At 56.5% G+C, this 21,442-nt stretch carries 20 protein-coding genes, 1 other RNA gene and 1 riboswitch; all 21 genes read left to right on the top strand.

Translation table 11 applies throughout. From position 1 onward, the window contains the following. Positions 1–25 precede the first annotated feature (25 nt). The 21 genes from B5E62_RS06265 to cobI all read left to right on the top strand — a co-directional run bounded on the left by B5E62_RS06265 (position 26) and on the right by cobI (position 21,442). Positions 26–361: a hypothetical protein gene (locus B5E62_RS06265; RefSeq protein ID WP_143468810.1), complete on the top strand. Its 336-nt coding sequence runs from the start codon at positions 26–28 to the stop codon at positions 359–361. Positions 362–868: 507 nt separating this feature from the next. Beyond that, entirely contained in the window at positions 869–2,479 is a 1,611-nt protein-coding gene (gene pckA, locus B5E62_RS06260) for a phosphoenolpyruvate carboxykinase (ATP) (RefSeq protein ID WP_087173764.1), read from the top strand. Positions 2,480–2,670: 191 nt separating this feature from the next. After that, complete coding sequence (locus B5E62_RS06255) at positions 2,671–3,126, top strand: helix-turn-helix transcriptional regulator (protein WP_242957744.1); 456 nt, start codon at positions 2,671–2,673, stop codon at positions 3,124–3,126. Between the two features lie 97 nt (positions 3,127–3,223). Further along, entirely contained in the window at positions 3,224–3,610 is a 387-nt protein-coding gene (locus B5E62_RS06250; RefSeq protein ID WP_087173763.1) for a VOC family protein, read from the top strand. A gap of 3 nt (positions 3,611–3,613) precedes the next feature. Next, positions 3,614–4,300 carry a response regulator transcription factor gene (locus B5E62_RS06245; protein WP_087173762.1) on the top strand — a complete coding sequence of 229 codons (687 nt, stop codon included), beginning with the start codon at positions 3,614–3,616 and terminating at the stop codon, positions 4,298–4,300. A 102-nt stretch (positions 4,301–4,402) separates the two neighbouring features. After that, a complete protein-coding gene (locus tag B5E62_RS06240; RefSeq protein WP_087173761.1) occupies positions 4,403–5,317 on the top strand; it encodes a sensor histidine kinase in 915 nt (304 codons plus the stop codon). 67 nt (positions 5,318–5,384) lie between these two features. Further along, positions 5,385–5,567: non-coding RNA, 6S RNA (ssrS, locus tag B5E62_RS06235), on the top strand. Between the two features lie 77 nt (positions 5,568–5,644). Continuing rightward, positions 5,645–6,967, top strand: coding sequence for a SpoIID/LytB domain-containing protein (locus B5E62_RS06230; protein WP_242957743.1), 1,323 nt, complete (start codon positions 5,645–5,647; stop codon positions 6,965–6,967). Between the two features lie 121 nt (positions 6,968–7,088). After that, a complete protein-coding gene (locus B5E62_RS06225; RefSeq protein ID WP_087173859.1) occupies positions 7,089–7,907 on the top strand; it encodes a YihY/virulence factor BrkB family protein in 819 nt (272 codons plus the stop codon). A 402-nt stretch (positions 7,908–8,309) separates the two neighbouring features. Further along, a complete protein-coding gene (gene pheS / locus B5E62_RS06220; RefSeq protein WP_087173760.1) occupies positions 8,310–9,329 on the top strand; it encodes a phenylalanine--tRNA ligase subunit alpha in 1,020 nt (339 codons plus the stop codon). Between the two features lie 101 nt (positions 9,330–9,430). Then, the gene (pheT, locus tag B5E62_RS06215) at positions 9,431–11,851 is read left to right on the top strand and encodes a phenylalanine--tRNA ligase subunit beta (RefSeq protein WP_087173759.1); all 2,421 of its coding nucleotides are present in this window, start codon (positions 9,431–9,433) and stop codon (positions 11,849–11,851) included. Positions 11,852–12,001: 150 nt separating this feature from the next. Continuing rightward, positions 12,002–13,027 carry a tRNA preQ1(34) S-adenosylmethionine ribosyltransferase-isomerase QueA gene (gene queA, locus B5E62_RS06210; protein WP_087173858.1) on the top strand — a complete coding sequence of 342 codons (1,026 nt, stop codon included), beginning with the start codon at positions 12,002–12,004 and terminating at the stop codon, positions 13,025–13,027. 233 nt (positions 13,028–13,260) lie between these two features. Beyond that, a complete protein-coding gene (locus B5E62_RS06205) occupies positions 13,261–13,503 on the top strand; it encodes an HPr family phosphocarrier protein (RefSeq protein WP_087173758.1) in 243 nt (80 codons plus the stop codon). A gap of 411 nt (positions 13,504–13,914) precedes the next feature. Next, positions 13,915–14,148: a hypothetical protein gene (locus tag B5E62_RS06195; RefSeq protein ID WP_087173756.1), complete on the top strand. Its 234-nt coding sequence runs from the start codon at positions 13,915–13,917 to the stop codon at positions 14,146–14,148. A gap of 15 nt (positions 14,149–14,163) precedes the next feature. After that, complete coding sequence (locus B5E62_RS06190) at positions 14,164–15,705, top strand: nitrite/sulfite reductase (protein WP_087173755.1); 1,542 nt, start codon at positions 14,164–14,166, stop codon at positions 15,703–15,705. 23 nt (positions 15,706–15,728) lie between these two features. Further along, positions 15,729–16,262, top strand: a complete 534-nt coding sequence (locus B5E62_RS06185; RefSeq protein ID WP_162610268.1) for a DUF3592 domain-containing protein — start codon at positions 15,729–15,731, stop codon at positions 16,260–16,262. A 31-nt stretch (positions 16,263–16,293) separates the two neighbouring features. Further along, a riboswitch (cobalamin riboswitch) is annotated at positions 16,294–16,499 on the top strand. A 141-nt stretch (positions 16,500–16,640) separates the two neighbouring features. Beyond that, complete coding sequence (locus B5E62_RS06180; protein ID WP_087173753.1) at positions 16,641–17,144, top strand: precorrin-2 dehydrogenase/sirohydrochlorin ferrochelatase family protein; 504 nt, start codon at positions 16,641–16,643, stop codon at positions 17,142–17,144. After that, positions 17,141–18,040: a hydroxymethylbilane synthase gene (hemC, locus tag B5E62_RS06175; protein ID WP_087173752.1), complete on the top strand. Its 900-nt coding sequence runs from the start codon at positions 17,141–17,143 to the stop codon at positions 18,038–18,040. Before B5E62_RS06180 ends, hemC begins: the two co-directional genes overlap by 4 nt. Then, the gene (gene cobA / locus B5E62_RS06170; RefSeq protein ID WP_087173751.1) at positions 18,006–19,577 is read left to right on the top strand and encodes a uroporphyrinogen-III C-methyltransferase; all 1,572 of its coding nucleotides are present in this window, start codon (positions 18,006–18,008) and stop codon (positions 19,575–19,577) included. The genes hemC and cobA overlap by 35 nt, the downstream gene beginning before the upstream one ends. Beyond that, complete coding sequence (gene cbiD / locus B5E62_RS06165) at positions 19,540–20,739, top strand: cobalt-precorrin-5B (C(1))-methyltransferase CbiD (RefSeq protein ID WP_242957741.1); 1,200 nt, start codon at positions 19,540–19,542, stop codon at positions 20,737–20,739. The genes cobA and cbiD overlap by 38 nt, the downstream gene beginning before the upstream one ends. A gap of 13 nt (positions 20,740–20,752) precedes the next feature. Continuing rightward, positions 20,753–21,442, top strand: a complete 690-nt coding sequence (gene cobI / locus B5E62_RS06160; protein ID WP_087173750.1) for a precorrin-2 C(20)-methyltransferase — start codon at positions 20,753–20,755, stop codon at positions 21,440–21,442.

Here is a 21,442-nt window from a genome sequence, read left to right as displayed (position 1 = left end):
GGAAGGACAGAGATATATGAACAGTATGGGAAGTTTTTTTGGTATCGTGGGGATTGGCGCGGGCATCTACTGCATATACGGGTATCTGCTGATGGTCAGGAGGCGCCAGATCCCAAAGGGGATCATGCTCCCAAAGGACGAGGACCCGAAGAAGTGCAGGGATGTGGAGGCTTACATTAAGATGACCTCCACACAGCTCCTTCTGGTTGGCCTCCTTCTTATAGTCTACGGGGGGATGGAGCTTGTGAACACCTATGTGGTCTCTATCACCATGCCGATTTTTGCAGTCATTGTCCTCGTTATGGCGGCTCTGGTGTGGTTTGCGATCCGGACAAAAAAGGCCAACAATACATATTTCTGAAATGTCTGACATTTGGCGGGATATGGGGGATGTGTACGTAAAAAGCGGGATGCAAAAAAGGTGTCCGAATGAGAGCACTTCCGGGAAGCCGGAACTGTGGGACAGTCTCCCCTGTCCCGGCCAAAAGGGCCGCAAAGCAGGCGTCTGCCCTCTGATAAATGATCGGAGGCCCGACTGCCGGAGTGTATCGGGCGGAGAGAGGCAGAAGGGATATTTGTGGAAAAAATGAAGAAAAGCAGATGGGGAGCAGAAGGGGGAAACTTCTTTTGGGAGAGGTGAAAATGCAGGATTGAAATATAAATCCTGCATTTTTTTATGAAAAATGCAGGAATAATTTTGGGGAAAAGGGAAAAATAAAAGATTTGAATTAATAAAATTCATGTCTTTGTTACTCTCTTAACATTTAGTGGTTGATTTTTTATACCGTTTCCTGTATAATGTTGGCATATCGGGGCTGCCGGATCACAGGCAGCTATATACTATAGAAAGAAAGAGGTTGAGCGTAACATGGCAAATATCGATTTAACTAAGTACGGTATCACCGGAACAACTGAGATTGTTCACAATCCTTCCTTTGAGATGCTTTTTGAAGAGGAGACAAACCCGAACCTGGAAGGCTTTGACAAAGGCCAGGTCAGCGAGCTGGGTGCAGTCAATGTTATGACTGGTATCTACACAGGCCGTTCTCCTAAAGACAAATACATTGTTATGGATGAGAATTCCAAGGACACTGTATGGTGGACATCTGACGAGTATCCGAACGACAACCATCCGGCCACGCAGGAAGCGTGGGATGCTGTGAAGGAAATCGCTAAGAAAGAGCTCTCCGGAAAGAGGCTTTTCGTTGTTGACGCTTTCTGCGGCGCAAACAAGGATACACGGATGGCTATCCGCTTTATCATGGAAGTGGCATGGCAGGCTCACTTCGTTACAAATATGTTCATCCGCCCCACAGCAGAGGAGCTGGAGAGCTTTGAGCCGGACTTCATTGTCTACAATGCTTCCAAGGCCAAGGTCGAGAACTACAAAGAGCTGGGCTTAAGGTCTGAGACAGCTGCTATGTTCAACATCACAAGCCGCGAGCAGGTGATCGTGAACACATGGTACGGCGGAGAGATGAAGAAGGGTATGTTCTCCATGATGAACTACTATCTGCCGCTGAAGGGCATCGCTTCCATGCACTGCTCTGCAAACACAGATATGAACGGCGAGAACACAGCTATCTTCTTCGGACTTTCCGGAACAGGTAAGACAACACTGTCCACAGATCCCAAGAGACTTCTCATCGGTGACGACGAGCACGGCTGGGATGACAACGGCGTGTTCAACTTCGAGGGCGGATGCTACGCAAAAGTTATCGACCTGGACAAAGACTCCGAGCCGGATATCTACAATGCCATCAAGAGAAACGCTCTTCTTGAGAACGTGACACTGGATGCAGAGGGACACATTGACTTTACAGACAAGAGCGTGACAGAGAACACACGTGTGTCCTACCCGATCGATCACATTGAGAAGATCGTTCGCCCGGTTTCCGCAGCTCCGGCAGCAAAGAACGTGATCTTCCTGTCCGCTGACGCTTTCGGAGTACTTCCTCCGGTATCTGTCCTGACAGCTGAGCAGACAGAGTACTACTTCCTGTCCGGTTTCACAGCAAAACTTGCAGGAACAGAGCGCGGCATCACAGAGCCTACACCGACCTTCTCCGCATGCTTCGGACAGGCATTCCTTGAGCTGCATCCGACAAAATACGCAGAGGAGCTTGTTAAGAGGATGAAAGCCAGCGGAGCAAAGGCTTACCTGGTAAACACAGGCTGGAACGGAACAGGAAAACGTATCTCCATCAAGGATACACGCGGCATCATTGACGCTATCCTGGACGGCTCTATCCTGACAGCGCCCACAAAGAAGATCCCTTACTTCAACTTTGAGGTTCCGACAGAGCTTCCGGGAGTAGACCCTGCCATCCTGGATCCCCGCGACACATACGCTGACGCTTCCGAGTGGGATGCAAAGGCAAAGGACCTGGCGCAGAGATTTATCAAGAACTTCAAGAAATACGAGAGCAACGAGCTTGGAAAGGCTCTTGTTGCAGCTGGTCCTCAGATCGAAGAGTAATCAGAAATGTAAATATGACTCCCCGGTTTATGCCGGGGAGTTTTTCACTTTGTGCATCTGCCGGCGGTCGGTCCTTTCCTGTTACCGGAATGGAAACACGGAAAAACCAGAGCGGTGCTGTCCACAGGGCTGCCGATGCTGTATAGTGGAGGCAGAAAGAAACAGCCGGAGAGGCAAGGAGGAGAGGACGGATGATGGCGTTAGGAGATAATATCAGAAGGCTACGGGAGGAGAGAGGGATGACACAGCAGCAGATGGCAGATAAGCTGTACGTGTCCAGGCAGACTGTGTGCCGCTGGGAGAACGGCTCCAGATGCCCGGACCTGATCACGGCGAAGAAGATTGCCACGGAGTTCGGGGTGAGCCTGGACGCGCTCATATCCGATGACGATATGGAGGACCTGGAACGGATCTCCGGGGCGGGCAAGTTCATAAAATACAAGAGAAAAGTGAAGCTTCAGGAATACCAGAGGAAGATACTGGAATTTCTCCAGGTGCTGGGAGGCGTGTACCTGTCCATCTCCCTTATCCTGCGGGTCCGCTTTGACATGCGGATGCCTGTCTGGAGCGTCGTGCTGGGCGTGTGCCTGGTGGCGGGGGCCTTTGCCCTGAACCGCAGGCTGGTGAGGCGGATGGAGGACCTGTGAGCAGTTGGCGGGTTGAATGGAAAGAGAGGGAAACGGTTGTCCCGGCGGACCGCATGGAGTATACTCTTTCTATGAGAAGACGAAAAGGAGGCTGTATATGCGGTTGAAAAATGTACTCATCACAGTGCAGGACACGAAGCGGGCTAAAACGTTTTATAAAGACCTGTTTGGTCTGGATGTGATACTGGACGGGGATGCGAATGTGATGCTGACGGAAGGGCTCGTGCTCCAGGACCGAAAGGTGTGGGAGGACAGCCTGGGAGAGAAGGCGGCGTCTTACAGCAGTGCCTCGGAGCTTTATTTTGAGGAGACGGACCTGGAGGGCTTTGCAGGAAAGCTGCAGGCATACGAAGAGGTGATACGCTACACAGACAGGCTGCGGGAGCTGCCGGGAGGACAGAAAATGCTCCGGTTCTATGATCCCGACGGCAATCTGATCGAAGTGCGGACGCCGGCCGGAATATCTGCGGAAAAGGAGACGTAAGAGATGAGTCTGATCGCAGTGATTGACGACGATGAATATATAGGCGATATGCTGAAGAGGGCGCTTGTGAGTGAGGGCTACCAGGTGGTGCGGGCTTACTCGGGAACAGAGGCCCTTCTTCTCTTTGAAAAAAACAGGCCGGATCTGGTGCTGCTGGATCTGATGATGCCCGGGCTTGCCGGGGAGGAAGTGCTGAAAAAGATTGAGGGGATACCGGTGATCGTAGTCAGCGCCAGGGCGGATGTGGAAGACAAGGTGGATCTTCTCCTTGGAGGTGCGGTGGACTATGTGACCAAGCCTTTTGATATAAGAGAGCTCCTGGCCAGAATCGCCGTGCACCTGCGGCGGGCTGAGAAACAGGACGGGGCGGAAGGCGGGCAGGTGCTGGTGTTCCGTGATCTTAAGGTGGACACGGCAGCGTACCGCGTGTGGGCGGGGGAGGAGGAGCTGCATCTGACGCCCACTGAGTTCGCCATTTTAAGGCAGCTTATGATGCACCCATCCCAGGTGATCACAAAGGCCAGGCTTCTGGATGCCATCAGCATGGACACGCCGGACTGTACGGAAGGGTCTCTCAAGATCCATATCAGTCATCTCAGACGGAAATTAAAGAGAGATACGGACAGAGATTATATAGAGGCAGTGTGGGGGATCGGATTTAAGATGCATAAGGAACAGGAGGAATGTTAACTGTTTCTTTACCGTTTCCTTAACCGGAAACATACCGGCCCTGTGCTATCATAGTTTCAGAGCTCGAAAGAGCTGTCAGATGAAAGAACCGGAGGAAAGCATATGTATCTGCTAGGCGTGGCCTGTATCCTTCTTCTGCTTGTCTGCGGGGGAATGGGACTGAAGATTTATTTTATGAGAAAAGCGGCGGACGAGATCCGCCGCCAGTGCGCCCTGCGCCTTGAGGAGGATACCAATGTGGGCATTGATATCAGCAGCCGGGATGGGAAAATGCTGGCTCTGGCCGCGGATCTTGACAGGCAGATGAAAAAACTGAGGAGAACCCGGCTTAAGTATGAAGAGGGAGATGCAGAGCTGAAGAGGGCAGTCACCAATATTTCCCACGACCTGCGCACGCCCCTCACAGCCTTAAGCGGATACATGCAGCTTCTGGAAAAGGAGGAAGTACCGCCCCGGGTGCGGGAGTATCTGGATATTATGGATGACCGGATCCTGGCCATGATAAGGCTGACAGAGGAGCTGTTCCAGTATTCGGTCATTGTCTCCCCGGACAAAAGAAAGGAGAGGGAGGCGGTCTGTCTGGGGGATGTGCTGACGGAATCCATTGCCGGGTTTTACGGCGTTCTGGTGGAGAAGAAGATCACGCCGCAGATCCATATCCCGGAGGAGAAGGTAGTTGTCCTTGCCAGCCGGGATGCACTTTCCCGTGTCTTTGGAAATATCATCAGCAATGCTGTGAAATACAGTGACGGCGATCTTCGGATCACTCTGTACCCGGAGGGGCGGGTGACCTTTGTAAACCATGCCGGACGTCTGGACGAGGTGGAGGCGGCAAAACTGTTTGAACGGTTTTACACAGTGGAGAGCGGCAGAGAGAGCACGGGCCTGGGACTTTCCATTGCCCGCACCCTGACGGAGCAGATGGGAGGATCTATAGGGGCTTACAGGGAAGACGGAGAATTTGTGATCTGGGTCTCCTTTTTACAGACGGAGGAGAGAAAAGGAAAATCTGTGTAAAGAGCAGGTAAATACAGGAAGTATATTATGGTTGAAAAGATGGAGACAATAGAGTATAATGTCTTTAGGAAACCTGGGATGCACGACAATTCCTGTAATTTTGAACCTACAAAACTTTAAACGGGACTCTTATTATCTCTGTAATATGTCAGGCCTCCGAACTTGCAGTGGAAGACAGAAAAACAGATGCGGACGCCCACCTGGCTGCGGCTAGGAGTCAAAATACAGGAACCGGCATTTTGGGGATGTACAAAAGATGAAAGGCAGCTGCGTATATGCAGCTGTCTTTTTTCATACATTTAAGAAAAAGGCGGGAAAGGGACAGCTTTGAGAAGAAGAAAAAGAACGGGAAGAGTCTATGGGAGATATCTGGCGGCCATTTTTATCTGGCTGCTCCTCATAACCGGACTTGCCCACATGGTAACCCGGGAGGAGGGAGGCTTTGGGGGCACGGACACAGAGAGCAGGCTTGACGTGCCGGACGGGAAACTGCCGGAGCCGACCTCGGGGAGCTCCATCCGTGTGCTCCTCATGACAACAGGCTACAGCGGCGAGATACACAGCGAGGTGAGGGTCTCCTCGGACGCGGGGCTGCGGGTGAGCTGCGGCGGAGAGAGCATTGAGTGGAACAGGGCGGATACATACCAGATCCTCCCGGATGACGCCCGGTTCCAGAAGGGCAATATACGGGTTGAGCCCCTGGAGGAGGGGGGACAGATGCGGCTGGAGAGCATAGAGAGGGGCTGCGGCACGCCCTCCTACGCAGGGACTCTGGAGCTGCGGGCGGTCTCCGGCGGCATGGCAGTCATCAATGAGCTGCCTGTGGAGACCTATCTGTGCGGCGTGGTGCCCAGCGAGATGCCTGCCTCCTATGAGCTGGAGGCCCTGAAGGCACAGGCAGTGTGTGCCAGGAGCTACGCCTTCCGGCAGATGACCTCCTACGGGTATCCGGAGTACGAGGCCCATGTCAATGACAGCACGGATTTCCAGGTATACAACAACAGCGAACGGCAGGAGAACAGTACCCGGGCCGTGGCTGAGACAGAGGGACAGGTTGTCAGGTATAAAGGGGAGATAGCCACCACATACTACTATTCAACCTCCTGCGGCAGGACCACCAGCCTGGAGGCCTGGGGGACGGACCCGGGCGACAGCGGCGGGTACCTCCAGAGTGTGGAGGTGCGCGGGGACAGCGGGGATTACGAGAAGGACCTGCCCTGGTACAGGTGGACGGCCCAGGTGCCGGTCCAGACCCTGTCCGCCCTTGTCAGTGCCAATACAGGGGTGAGTGTGGGCACTCTCTCCAGCGTGGAGGTGACAAAGCGGGGCCCCGGGGATGTGGCCCTCCAGATCGTGGCTTCCGGGGACGCGGGCAGCGTCACGGTGGACACGGAGAACAAGATACGCGGGGCCCTGGGAGGGAGCGGCTACACCATCACGAAAAACGATGGCAGCACCAGCCAGAGCACAGCCCTGCTGCCCAGCGCCTTCTTTACTATAGAGAAGAGCGGTGACACCTTTGTCATCAGCGGCGGCGGCTTCGGGCACGGCATCGGCATGAGCCAGAACGGCGCCAATGAGATGGCAAAGCAGGGGGCGGATTACCGGGAAATCCTGCAGATGTTCTATAAGGATGTGGAGATCAGCTGAGGGACAGGTGGAGGCGCGGCGGAGAAATCCGCTTGAATATTTTGTGGTCAGATGGTATGATTTCCCTATAAAATGGCAGGAGAACCGCTGGCTGCCTGCAGTAAGACAGCGGGGGAGGAATATGATCAGGAAGATTTTTCACAAGGCAATCGATGTATCTGAGGAAGTGGGGAAGGACCATGTGGGGGCTTATGCTGCCCAGTCGGCTTACTTTTTTATGCTCTGTATGATCCCTATCATCCTTCTGCTCCTTACCCTGGTGCAGTTTACGCCGGTCACGAAGGCGGATGTTATGACCGCTGTGGTACAGGTATTTCCCTCCTCCGTGGACTCCCTGATCGTGTCCATCGTCAACCAGGTCTACAACCAGTCCATGGGCATCATCCCCGTGACCGCGCTGGTGGCTCTCTGGTCTGCCGGGAAGGGCGTGCTGGCCATGACCAGCGGGCTGAACTGTATCTACAGGTGCCAGGAGACAAGGAATTATGTTTTTCTGAGGATACGCTCCACCATCTACACGGTACTTTTTATCGTGGTCATCCTGCTGCTCCTGATCGTGTCCGTCTTTGGAAATACGCTGAATATTTTTATCACGAGCCATGTGAGATTCCTGAAGCCCGTGGCGGACTGGCTGATCCAGAGGCGCGCGGTCATCACGCCGGTGGTGATGATGGGATTTTCCCTTCTCATCTACAAGTTCCTTCCCAACAGAAAGGCTACCTTCCGCAGACAGATCCCGGGCTCCGTGTTTACAGCTCTGGCCTGGATGGTCATTTCCTGGGTGTTCTCCGTGTACGTGGATATTTTTCAGGGGTTTTCCGATATGTACGGGAGCCTCACCACTATCGTGCTCATCATGCTCTGGCTTTACTGCTGTATGTACAGTATCCTGCTGGGAGGGGAGCTGAACAAGCTGGCGGCTGACAAAATGTTTTCCTGATGTCCGGGGAAAACCTTGACATCCCGTTTTCTTGTGTTAAAATGTAGGGAGCGATCATAATATCGAAAAGGCTTTGACCGTGTAAGTAGAGACTCATTTTCCGGCAGAGAGGGGAGATCGCTGGCTGAAAGTTTCCCCGGGTTCAGATGAGGATTGAATTTCCCACGTGAGCCGCGTGTCTGAACAGGGCCGCCAGGCGGTCAGTAGGATGCGCCGTTTCGTGCACGTTACGCATGATCGAGAGTCTGTCGCGTGAAGCGCGGCGGGAAGCAGGGTGGTACCGCGGGTTTGTATGTCTCGTCCCTTTTCAGGGAGGAGGCTTTTTTTATTTGATCGGGAACGAAGTCCTCATTGAATATAAACGTCCCTGTGTTACATTTCATAAAGAAAAGGAGAAAAATGATGAAAGAGAAACTGCAAAGCATTAAAGAAGAAGCGATCCGCCAGATTGAAGCTTCCGATGTGCCTGAAAAGCTCAACGAAGTGCGTGTGAAGTTCCTGGGCAAAAAAGGGGAGCTGACCGCTGTCCTCAAGGCCATGAAGGATGTGGCGCCGGAAGAACGGCCCAAGGTGGGACAGATGGTCAACGAGACCAGGGCGGCCATCGAGGAGCTCCTGGAGGAGACCAAGAAGAACATGGAGAGAAAGATCCGCGAGGAGAGGCTGAAGCAGGAGGTCATCGACGTCACGCTCCCATCAAAGAAAAATATGGTGGGCCACAGCCACCCCAACACCATCGCCCAGGAGGAAGTGGAACGCATCTTCATCGGCATGGGCTATGAGGTGGTAGAGGGGCCTGAGATCGAGTACGACCTCTACAATTTTGAGAAGCTGAATATCCCTGCGGACCATCCGGCCAAGGATGAGCAGGATACCTTCTACATCAACAAGGACATTGTGCTTCGGACACAGACATCCCCTGTGCAGGCCCGCGTCATGGAAGAGGGCAGGCTCCCCATTCGTATGATCTCACCGGGACGTGTGTTCCGCTCCGACGAGGTAGATGCCACCCACTCCCCATCCTTCTATCAGATCGAGGGACTGGTAGTGGATAAGAAGATTTCTTTCGCTGACCTGAAGGGAACACTGGAAGTGTTCGCCAAGGAGCTGTTCGGGCCGGAGACGAAGACCAAATTCCGTCCCCATCACTTCCCCTTCACAGAGCCAAGCGCCGAGATGGATGTGACCTGCTTTAAGTGCGGCGGAAAGGGATGCCGTTTCTGTAAGGGCTCCGGCTGGATCGAGATCCTGGGCTGCGGCATGGTGCATCCTCACGTATTCGAGATGTGCGGCATTGACCCGGAGGAGTACACGGGCTTTGCCTTCGGCGTGGGCCTGGAGCGTATCGCCCTGCTGAAGTACGAGATTGACGATATGCGGCTTCTGTACGAGAATGATATCCGATTCCTGAAACAATTCTAGTACAATAGACACAATGACGCACCAGTTGGTGTCATTCCGGACGTAATACTTTTGAAAAGTATTACGTCACCTGTTAAACTATTAACGTAAAGGAGAATACAATGAATACATCATTATCATGGATAAAAGCATACGTGCCGGATCTGGATGTCACTGCGCAGGAGTACACGGACGCAATGACCCTTTCCGGGACAAAGGTAGAGAATTATGAGGAGCTGGATGCGGACCTGGACAAGATCGTGGTGGGTCAGATTGACAAGATAGAGAAGCATCCGGACGCGGACAAGCTGATCGTGTGCCAGGTAAATGTGGGCACAGAGTCCATCCAGATCGTGACGGGGGCTCCCAATGTGAAGGAGGGAGACAAGGTGCCGGTTGTCCTGGCAGGCGGCCGCGTGGCAGGCGGCCACGAGCCGGGAAGCCGTGTGGCGGGCGGCATCAAGATCAAGAAGGGGAAGCTGAGAGGCATTGAGAGCAACGGTATGATGTGCTCCATCGAGGAGCTGGGCTCCAGCCGCGATATGTACCCGGACGCACCGGAGAACGGCATCTACATCCTGCCCCAGGACACAGAGGTGGGAGCGGACGTTGTGAAGCTGCTGGGCCTTGACGATGTGGTCTTTGAGTACGAGATCACATCAAACCGGGTGGACTGCTACAGCGTTGTCGGCATTGCCAGAGAGGCGGCTGCCACATTCCGCAAGACATTTTGCCCGCCGCAGGTGACGCCTACAGGAAATGACGAGGATGTAAATGACTATATCAAGGTGACAGTGAAGGACACAGATCTGTGCCCCAGATACTGTGCCAGAGTCGTGAAAAATATCAAGATCGGCCCCTCACCCAAGTGGATGCAGAGAAGGCTCGCCTCTGTGGGCATCCGTCCCATCAACAACCTGGTGGATATCACCAACTATGTGATGGAGGAGTACGGGCAGCCCATGCACGCCTACGACCTGGACACCATTGCAGGCCATGAGATCATTGTGAAGCGCGCGGAGGAGGGCGAGAAATTTACCACCCTGGACGGTCAGGAGAGGCAGATGGACCCCTCTGTGCTGATGATATGTGACGGCGAGAAATCTGTGGGTATCGCCGGTATCATGGGCGGCGAGAACTCCATGATCACTGACGATGTGAAGACTATGCTCTTCGAGGCTGCCTGCTTTGACGGTACAAACATCCGCAAATCCAGCAAGAAAGTCGGCCTGCGCACAGACGCTTCCGGCAAGTTTGAAAAGGGCCTTGATCCAAACAATGCCCAGGCGGCCATTGACCGCGCCTGCCAGCTGGTGGAAGAGCTGGGCGCCGGAGAAGTGGTCGGCGGCATGGTAGATGTGTACGGGAAGAAAAAAGAGCCTGTGCGTGTTCCCTTTGACGCAGACGAGATCAACGCTCTCCTGGGGACAGATATTTCCAGGGAGGACATGCTCTCCTACTTCCGCATGATCGACCTGGAGTACGATGAGAAGACAAACGAAGTGATCGCGCCCACCTTCCGGCACGACCTGTTCCGTCTTGCGGACCTGGCGGAGGAAGTGGCGAGATTCTACGGGTATGACAATATCCCCACCACGCTTCCGAAGGGTGAGGCCACAACAGGCAAGCTCTCCTTCAAGCTGCGCATCGAGGAGGTGGCAAGAAGTGTGGCAGAGTACTGCGGCTTCAGCCAGGGAATGAATTATTCATTTGAGAGCCCCAAGGTGTTCGACAAGCTGCTGCTCCCCGCGGACGCGCCGGAGAGAAGGGCCATCAGCATCATGAATCCCCTGGGCGAGGACTACAGCATCATGAGGACTCTGTCCTTAAACGGCATGCTCACATCTCTTGCCACAAACTACAACCGCAGAAACAAGAATGTAAGGCTCTACGAGCTTGGCAATATCTATCTTCCCAAGGAGCTGCCCCTGACAGAGCTGCCCGAGGAGAGGATGCAGTTCACTCTCGGCATGTACGGAGAGGGAGACTTCTTCAGCATGAAGGGTGTTGTGGAGGAGTTCCTGGAGAAGGCAGGCCTTAACCAGAAGGAGGTCTATGACCCGAAGGCAGGAAAAACCTTCCTTCATCCGGGCCGCCAGGCAAATATCATCTACGACGGGGCCGTGATCGGCTACCTGGGCGAGGTTCACCCGGATGTGGCTGACATCTACGGCATCGGCGAGAGGGCCTACGTGGCTGTCATCGACATGCCGGAGGTCGTATCCCGGGCAAACTTTGACAGGAAGTACGAAGGAATTGCCAGATTCCCGGCTGTGACCAGGGACATCAGCATGGTGATGCCCAAGGAGATCATGGTAGGACAGGTGGAGAAGGTCATTGAGGACAAGGGCGGACAGTACCTGGAGAGCTATGCTCTCTTCGACCTCTACGAGGGAGCCCAGATCAAAGAGGGACATAAATCTGTTGCCTACTCCATCGTGTTCCGGGCAAAGGACAGGACTCTCGAGGAGGCGGACGTGTCCAAGGCCATGGACGCTATCCTGGGCGCTCTCGAGGAGATGGGGATCGAGCTGCGCAAGTAGACCTGTAGGAATAGAGACCGCGTATATAGCTTCATAAAAGAGCTGTCGCAGACAGAGAAGATGTGATACGATACAGGGGGACCGATCCGGCTCCCTGTATCGCTATGTTACGCACTGTACCGCGGAGAAAGGAAGAATAGATATATGGAAATGAGACGACAGGATTTCAGCTTCAATCTGCCCCAGGAGCTCATTGCCCAGGACCCGCTGAAGGACCGGGCCAGCTCCAGGCTCCTTGTGCTGGACAAGGAGACCGGGGAGACATCTCACCATGTGTTCCGGGAAATCAAGGACTACCTGCACCCAGGGGACTGTCTTGTCATCAATGACACAAAGGTCATCCCCGCCAGGCTGATCGGGTCCAAGATTGGAACGGACGCAAAGATAGAAATTTTATTGTTGAAAAGAAAAGAGGATAATGTCTGGGAGACGCTGGTGAAGCCGGGGAAAAAGGCGAAGCCGGGTGCCAGGATCAGCTTTGGAGAGGGTCTTCTGATAGGAGAGGTCATTGATGTGGTGGAGGAGGGCAACCGTCTTGTGCGGTTTACCTACGACGGCATCTTTGAGGAGATACTGGACCAGCTGGGACAGATGCCCCTGCCTCCCTATATCACTCACCAGCTGGAGGACAAGAACCGCTACCAGACAGTCTACGCAAAGCACAGCGGGTCGGCGGCAGCCCCCACGGCAGGACTGCACTTTACGCCGGAGCTTTTGCAGGAGATAGAGGGCGAGGGAGTGGACATTGCCAGCGTCACCCTTCACGTGGGACTTGGCACCTTCCGGCCGGTGAAGGTGGACAATATCCTGGAGCACCACATGCACTCGGAATTCTATCAGATAGAGGAGAGCGAGGCTGAGAAGATCAACCGGGCAAAGGAGAAGGGCGGCCGTGTCATCTGCGTGGGGACCACCAGCTGCCGGACCATCGAGTCCGCGGCAGATGAAAACGGGCACCTGCGGGCCGGGAGCGGCTGGACCGATATCTTCATCTATCCGGGCTACAAATTCAAGCTGTTGGACTGCCTGATCACCAACTTCCACCTGCCTGAGTCCACCCTGCTGATGCTGGTCTCCGCCCTGGCGGGGAGGGAGCATGTGCTGGCCGCCTATGAGGAGGCGGTGAGGGAGAGATACAGATTTTTCTCCTTCGGCGACGCCATGTTCATTAAATAAAAATGTATAAATTATTTATGGGAAATACAGAAGAGAAGACCCCGGAGTCTGGTGCACTCCGGGGTTTTCGGTTGTCTTACTGCATGGACTATTTATTTCCCTTTGCCTATTGGCATTATAGCATATGACTCCCTGCGGAAAATTTGCCGGATTTTTTCAAAAAAATGTACCAAAATCATTCAAAATAGTGTATATTACGAAAGTAGCATTTTTAATGCCGGAGGGACAAAAGTATGTTTGAAATGAAAGTGAGATTTACGGAGGCGGAAGAAATCAAGAGCTTCTGTGCCTTATGCCAGAAAATGACATCGGACATTGATCTTGTGAGTTTGGAGAATCCCTACGACAGGATTGACGGAAAATCCATTATCGGTCTGATGACTCTGGAGCTTGACGTGCCGCTTCTCCTGCAGGTCAGCGGGGATGACGAGGAGTCGGCGGCTGAAATATTCTCAGGATTTGCGGCAGAGAGGTAGTGGCATCTCAAACATCTGCTTTATTATTTTCGTAGATAAGGGCGTCTGCGCAGGTACCGCCATGGCGGCGGGAACCGGTCCGCAGGCGCCTTTTTAAAGTCACGCCCTCATTTCCAGCATTTATCCTGATATCTGCAATGACTTTGGCGCCGCCGGGGGGTATAATAGATATGTAAGCACAGCGGAATGGGTCATTTTATTTCAGCAGACAGGAGGCGGCAAAATGTCGGTGACAGCCGGGAAGCCGGGCCGCCGGATCGCGGTGGTGGGGAGCGGGCGGCAGTGTATCTTCAGCATGTATACACGGGAAATTGTTAGGATTGTCCGCTCTGTAGGGGGAAATGTGCTATACTGGTTAACAGTACCCGGAAGCATCCGGAAAGGGAGAATGAAAAAGAGAGGAAGACAGCCATGAGGCAGGAGAGGTTTAAAATGGAAAGAGAGGGTCTTGTGGAGGAGGGCCAGGAGGTGGAGATCAGCGAGAGGAGTCCCAGCACAGGGCGCTACACTTATCTCGTGGAGCCATCTGTGGCTATGTCCGGCATTTACCGGACGAACGAGAGGATAAAGGCGAGAAAAGGCAGGATTGCCAGGATAGAGCACACGCAGAAAGGCTTTTATCTTGTGGTGGAAGTAGAAGGATAGAAGGAGGAGTTTAGTATGGAAAGAAAAATACCCACACTCGGAAGGGAAGAGCTGGAGGAGTTCAGACAGAGGACAAAGGATTTCTATGAAGGGAAGATAACAAAAAATGATTACAAGGGTTACTCGGGAAGGTACGGAAGCTACGCCCAGAAGGGAGGAAAGTGCAGCATGATCCGTCTGCGTATGGCGGGAGGACGGCTCACGAAGGACAAGCTTTTATATATCGCACAGAGTATAGAGAAATATCATGTCAGGAGGGCACATCTGACAACCTGCCAGACTATCCAGCTCCACGACCTGGATGCGGATGCGGTCTGCGGTATCATGGAGGGGGCTGTGGAGCACGGGATCATCACTCTGGGAGGAGGAGGGGATTTCCCGAGAAACGTGATGGCGCCGCCTCTGTCCGGGACAGAGAGAGGGGAGTATTTTGACGTGCTTCCCTACGCCGGAAAGGCGGAAGAATTTCTCCTGTCCTTCCTGGATGCAAAGAAAATGCCCAGGAAGCTTAAGGTCTGCTTTTCCAGCAGCCCGGCCAACGTGACTCACGCCACCTTCCGGGACCTGGGATTCGTGGCCAGGCCGGACGGAAAATTTGACGTGTACAGCGCGGGTGGCCTGGGCAACCAGCCGAAGCTCGGACTTTTGATGGCGGAGGCAGTGGACCCGTCCCGCATCCTCTACTATATCCTGGCTATGCGGGAGCTGTTCCTGGAGCAGGGCAACTATGAGCAGAGAGGGAAGGCCCGCACCCGCTACATGAGAGACAAGCTGGGGGATGAGGGCTACAGGCAGGCGTTCCTGGAAAAGCTGGCCCGGGCGGAGGCCGGGGAGGACCTGACTATCCGGGTGGAGGCTGAGGAGGTGGCCAAGGAGCCGGATGGGACGAGAGTGTCCGGCAGCCGCATCCTGGAACAGAAGCAGGAGGGCCTTTATTCTGTCCTCTATCACCCCCTGGGCGGGTGTCCCGACCCGGCCATCTTTGGCAGGCTTTACGATGTCATCAAAGACATGGAGAAGGTGGAGCTGCGCATTGCGCCGGATGAGACGCTCTATGTCATCAACCTGACCGGCTCTGAGGCGGAGCAGGTGCTGGAGGTGACAGAGGATGGGGCGCAGACGCCCTTTGAGGCCTCCGTGGCCTGCATCGGTGCCTCTGTCTGCCAGGCGGGCGTGCGGGACTCCCAGAGTCTGCTCGGGGCAGCGGTGGAGGCGGTGCGCAAGGCCAAGCTTCCGGCATCTGCCCTTCCCAGGATCCACATCTCCGGCTGTCCGTCGTCCTGCGGCACTCACCAGATCGGGCAGATCGGGTTCCGTGGCGGCGTCAAGATGATAGATAAGACACCGCAGCCGGCCTTTGAGGTGTTCTTCTTCGGCTGCGACAGACAGGGGGAGGAGCGGCTTGGCCAGGCGGCAGGGACTATGCTGCAGGAGGACATCCCCGCCTTCCTTGTGGAGGTGGGAAGAGAAGCGGCGGCCTCCGGGCTCTCCTTTGCCGAATGGGAGGCGGGGAACAAAGACAGGCTGCTTGAGATTGCCGGGAAATATACGGCGTAGAAGGACAACAAAGGAGGATGTTTATGGATGAGGGAGTAAATGTGGGACTTTTTGCGTTCCTTACACTGGCGGTCCCGGGGCTGCTCTTTATGCTGGCGGGGATACTGACCCTTGTGCTGGAAAAGAGGAAGAAGGGACGCTGCACAGCCATGACAATGGGGACCATAGTCCGGTACAGCTTTGCAAACCGAACGCCGAGCCCTGTGGCGTCCTACACGGTGGGGGGCGTATCCTACGAGAAAAAGCGCAGGTTCCGTGGCGTGGTGGAGGTTCGCAGGAAGCTTTCCCCAAAGGACTGGACAGAGGAGAGCCAGAGCTGCTATATCAGTGAGAACGATGTGCTCCACATCCGGGGCGGCGCTGTGCTGAACCTGCGGGCCATGGCCGAGAGCCTGTACCCCATGGGCTCCTCCATCCCGGTGTGGTACGACCCGGAGGAGCCCCGGAGAGCCTATGTGGAGAGGGTCCCGGCCAAGGGCTCCATCGTGGGCTGGGTCTTTATCTGGGTCGGACTGGGATTGGCGGCCCTTGGCACTCTCATGTCCTTTGTGCTGTGACACGGGAAATGCGGTTGACGGACAGGCCCAAACAGTATAGAATAGAACATGTTATTTTAAAGATAAGACAGGGAATGCGGTGAGAATCCGCAGCAGCTCACTCTACTGTGAGGGATGACGAAACCCGATATATGCCACTGCCCGGGCCGGAGGGAAAACCGCCGGCCTGCGGGTGGGAAGGCGGGGGAGTAGGCTTTAGTTCCGAGCCAGGATACCTGTGAATACAGAACGTGATCTTTCGGTGAGGATTTAAGATCGCACCCTGGTGATGGCAGGGCCCGGGAGGGCCTGCTTTGTGTGCGGGAGATTGCGCGTCATGCGCAGTCTCATTTGTTTAGTGGGGAAGCTTTTGCCCACGGATACAGAGGGAGTGAGAGAATGGGACTTCGATTTCCGGTATTTCTCGATATCGAGGACAAGAAAATACTGCTGGTGGGAGCCGGGCAGGTGGCGGTCCGCCGGATACGCACCCTTCTCCTGTTCGGGGCGGATATCACGGTGGTGGCCCGGGAGATCCCCGAAGGACAGAGGCGGGAGATGGAAGGCTTCCTGGAGACGGGGAAGGTGCGTCTGAGGCGGAAACGTCTTGAAAAGGCGGACATCACGCCGGAGTTTCTCCTTGTCATCTGCGCTGCCGGCGACCCGGAGGCGGACGGCATCGCAAAGGAGAGCTGCCGGGAGCTGGGCATCCCGGTGAACATCGCCTCTGACCGGAGCTTGAGCGATTTTTATTTCCCGGCTGTGGTGACCGGGGAGGATCTGTCGGTGGGGATTGCCGGGGACGGGCAGGATCACGGAAGGACGGCCCGGGCGGCGGCCCTGATACGCAGGTGCCTGGCGGGGGAGGAAGAGACAAAAAAGGACAAAGGAGACAGGACATGAGGCTCGCAGTGGGAAGCAGACAGAGCCGTCTGGCCGTGCGGCAGGCGCAGATCGTCATGGAAGAATTGAAGAAACATCACCCGGAGGCCAGGATAAGCCTGGTCACCATGAAGACGACCGGGGACCGCATCCTGGACAGGACACTGGACCAGATCGGAGGAAAGGGGCTCTTCATCAAGGAGCTGGACCTGGCCCTGCAGGAGGGGCGGATAGACCTGGCTGTCCACAGCCTGAAGGACATGCCCATGGAGCCCCCGGAGGATTATCCGGTCCTGGCCTGCACCAGGCGGGAGGACCCACGGGATGTGCTTGTGCTGCGCAAAGGGCTTGAGGGCCTGAAGGAGGACAGTGTCATCGGCTGCTCCAGCCTGCGCAGGAAGCTGCAGCTTGGAGCTCTGTACCCGGAGGCGCAGATAAAAAATATCCGGGGCAATGTGCTGACCCGGCTGGAGAAGCTGGACGCGGGGGAGTACGACGCCCTGGTGCTGGCGGCCGCCGGTCTCATCCGCCTTGGCCTTGAGGAGCGCATCAGCCGCTTCTTCAGCGTGGAGGAAATCCTCCCCTCGGCCGGGCAGGGCATCATGGCTGTCCAGGGAAGAGAGTCACTGAGGGCGGCTGTGGCCTGCACAAATGACAGGGAGGCGGTACTGGAGGCTGCTGTGGAGCGGGCCTTTGTCCGGGAGCTGGAGGGTGGATGCTCCTCCCCGGTGGCGGCCCATGCCAGAGTCTTGGGAGACACCTGTGTCTTGAGGGGGCTGTACTATGACGAGCAGTCCGGCGGATACAGCATCGGGGAAAAGAGCTTTTGTATAGAAGAAAATGATCCGGCCCGGGCGGCCCGGATGGGAAGGGAGCTTGCTCATGAGCTTAGAGAGAGATACGCAGAAAAGCTGTAGGACCGGGAAGGTCTACCTTGTGGGGGCCGGCCCCTCGGATGTGGAGCTCATCACCGTGAAGGGAAAGCGCCTCCTTGAGGAGGCGGAGGTGATCGTGTACGACAGGCTGGTGGGAAACGGTGTCCTCATGTGGGGCAGTAAAAATGCACGGTATATCGATGTGGGGAAGCGTTCCGGACACCACCCCATCCCGCAGGAGGAAATCAACCAGATACTTGTGAGAGAAGCCCGGAAGGGCCAGAATGTAGTGCGGCTGAAGGGGGGCGACCCTCTCGTCTTCGGCAGAGGCGGCGAGGAGGCAGCAGTCCTTGAGAAGGCCGGCATTCCCTTTGAGATCGTGCCCGGCATCACCTCCGCCATCGGCGTGCCCTCCTACCTGGGCATCCCTGTGACTCACCGGGACCTGGCCTCCTCCGTCCACATCGTGACGGCCCACAAAAAGGACGGGAGCCTGCCGGACATCCACTACCGTTCCCTGGCCGAGGGGGGCGGGACCATTGTGTTCCTCATGGGAGTGAGCACCCTGGGAAGCGTCATGGAGGGGCTCCTGGGGGAGGGCATGTCCCCGGATATGCCGGCCGCCGTGCTGGAGAGAGGGACCACCGCTGCCCAGAGAAAGATCGTCGGCACGGTGGGGACCATAGCCGGGAAGGCAGCCCGGGCAAAGGTCCAGTCCCCGGCCATCATCCTGGTGGGCTATGTGGCCGCTTTCCGGCATATGGACTGGTATGAGTGCCGTCCTCTGGCTGGGCGGAAGATACTTGTCACAAGACCCAGAGAGCGCAGCTCCCGCCTGGCCGCCATGCTCCGGGAGGAGGGGGCGGAGGTGCTGGAGCTGCCAACTATCCGCATTGCGCCTGTGACAGAGGGGGAACCCCTGTCCCGCGCTCTGGCCGGGGTGGAGGACTTTTCCTGGATCGTCTTCACAAGCCCCTCCGGTGTCCGGGTGTTCCGGGAGGAGTTAAGGAAGAGAAGAAAGGATGTCCGCAGCCTGGCCCACCTGAAGATCGCAGCCATCGGCGAGGGGACTGCGGGAGAGCTGGAAGCGTGGGGCTTTTGCCCGGACCTGATGCCGGAGCAGTACGACGGAGACCACCTGGGGGAGGCGCTGGCAGCCAGCGTGCAGGCCGGGGAAAAGGTGCTCATCCCCCGGGCCAGAGCAGGCAATCAGGAGCTGGTGAGAAGACTTGAGGATGCGGGCGCGCGGGTGACGGACCTGCCCATCTACGATACAGAGTACGAATCCTTTCCCTGGATGGACTGTGAGAGAGAATTTGAGACGGGAAGCTGCTGGGCCATGTTCACAAGCGCTTCCACTGTCCGCGGCTTTGTGAGGGCTGCGGGGGGGCTGGACCTGTCAAAGGTGACTGCCCTGTGCATCGGGGAGATGACGGCAGGGGAGGCGAAGCGGGCAGGCATGAGGACCTTCACGGCAGCCCGGGCCACCCTCCGGGACCTGGTGGACCTGGCACTGCAGATGGCGGTGGAGGAGAGAGAAGATGGAGAAGGACAGAGTAAGCCGGATGGAGAAAAATAAAAAGGGCCTGCGCAGGGGGTGGACCACCGGAACCTGCGCCCAGGCGGCGGCTGCGGCGGCCGCTGAGGCTCTCCTGGCAGGGGGGCTTCCCCGGGAGAGGGAGGGCTGGACCGTCACGGTCCATCTGCCGGAGGGGCAGCCCTTCACCCTGCCGGTGCAGTCCGGCAGGGAGGAGAAGAGGGACGGCGAAGGACGGCTCACCGCCGTGACCTGCGCTGTAAAAAAGGACAGCGGGGACGACCCGGATGTGACCGACGGCGTCACCGTCTGTGCCACGGTGTCCCTCCTTCCGGAGGACCGGATCGAGATCGAAGGGGGAGAGGGCGTCGGGAGAGTGACCAAGGCGGGGCTTGCCCAGCCTGTGGGCAGCGCGGCCATCAACCCTGTCCCCCGGGAGATGATACGAAGAGAGCTGGGCCGCCTGAAGGAGGCGGCAGGCTGGGAGGGAGGCTTCCGGGTCCTTGTGGAAATCCCCGGCGGGGAGGAGCTGGCCCGGCGGACCTTCAACCCCAGGATCGGCATTGTGGGAGGACTCTCTGTCCTTGGCACCAGCGGCATCGTGGAGCCTATGAGCGAGAAGGCTCTCATCGACACCATCGAGGTGGAGATCAAAGTAAAGCTGGCGGAGGGGAGACGCTGCCTCATCGCCGCGCCGGGCAATTACGGCCTGGATTTCCTCCGGGAGAAATGGGGCATCCTGCCCCGGGATACCGTCAAGTGCAGCAACTACATCGGCGAGACCATCGACCTGGCCGCAGAGCAGGGGGCGGAGGGGCTCCTCTTTGTGGGACACATCGGCAAGCTGGTGAAGGTGGCCGGGGGCATCATGAACACCCACTCCCACCAGGGTGACTGCCGGATGGAGCTTCTGGCGGCGGCGGCCCTGCGTGCCGGGCTCCCCGGGGAGAGAGCGGCGGCGCTGCTTGGCTGCAACACCACGGAGGATGCCCTGCAGGCACTCTCTGCCAGGGAGCGGGGCCAGGTGACGGGCAGCCTTCTTGAGAAGATACACGAGTATCTGAACATCCGCGCCGAAAGCTGCGCAGGCCGGGGTATGAAGACGGGGGCCATCCTCTTTTCCAACGTGTACGGCCTGCTGGGGATGACCCGGTACGGGGAGGAGCTGCTGGAAGAAATCCGGAAAAATGACACAGAAATATAGGAGAGGAACAGCTATGGAAGGAATTTTGTACGGCGTCGGGGTGGGCCCCGGCGACCCTGAGCTTATGACTCTGCAGGCGGTGCGCGTCATCCGGGAGTGTGACCTGATCTTGGCGCCGGGAAAGGAGCCAAGGGAGACAGTGGCCTGGCAGATTGCGGCGGGAGCTGTGCCGGAGCTGGAGGAAAAGGAGGCTGTGGGGATACACATGCCTATGACAAAAGACCCGGACACTCTGAAGAAAGCCCACGGGGAGGCAGCGGAGCGTATCATACAGGAGCTTGCGAAGGGGAGGAGGGCGGCCTTTCTCACCCTGGGAGACCCCTGCATCTACTCCACCTACCTGTACGTCCACAAAAAGGTGCGAAGCGCCGGCTGCCGGGCGGAGATCATCAGCGGCATCCCCTCCTTTATCGCTGCCTCGGCAGCCGTGGGGGAGGGGCTTGTGGAGAACGCCCAGATGCTCCACCTGATCCCGGCCTCCTACCAGTCAGAGGAGGCGGCAGGGCTTCCCGGCACAAAGGTGATGATGAAGGCGGGAAAGGCTGCCGCCAGAGTGCGGGATGAGCTGCTGGCCCGGGGAGAGAAGGGCTGGGCTGTGGAGAGATGCGGGATGGAGGGGGAGAGGATTTTTCACTCCCTGGATGAAATTCCCGACGATCTGAGTTATTATTCTATTATAGTGGCAAAAGAGGCAGGTGAATAG

Source organism: Lachnoclostridium sp. An118, assembly GCF_002160985.1.
Taxonomy (GTDB): Bacteria; Bacillota; Clostridia; order Lachnospirales; family Lachnospiraceae; genus Claveliimonas; species Claveliimonas stercoravium.
Note: the sequence above shows the minus strand (reverse complement) of the source record. Positions and strands in the feature narration are given on the sequence as shown.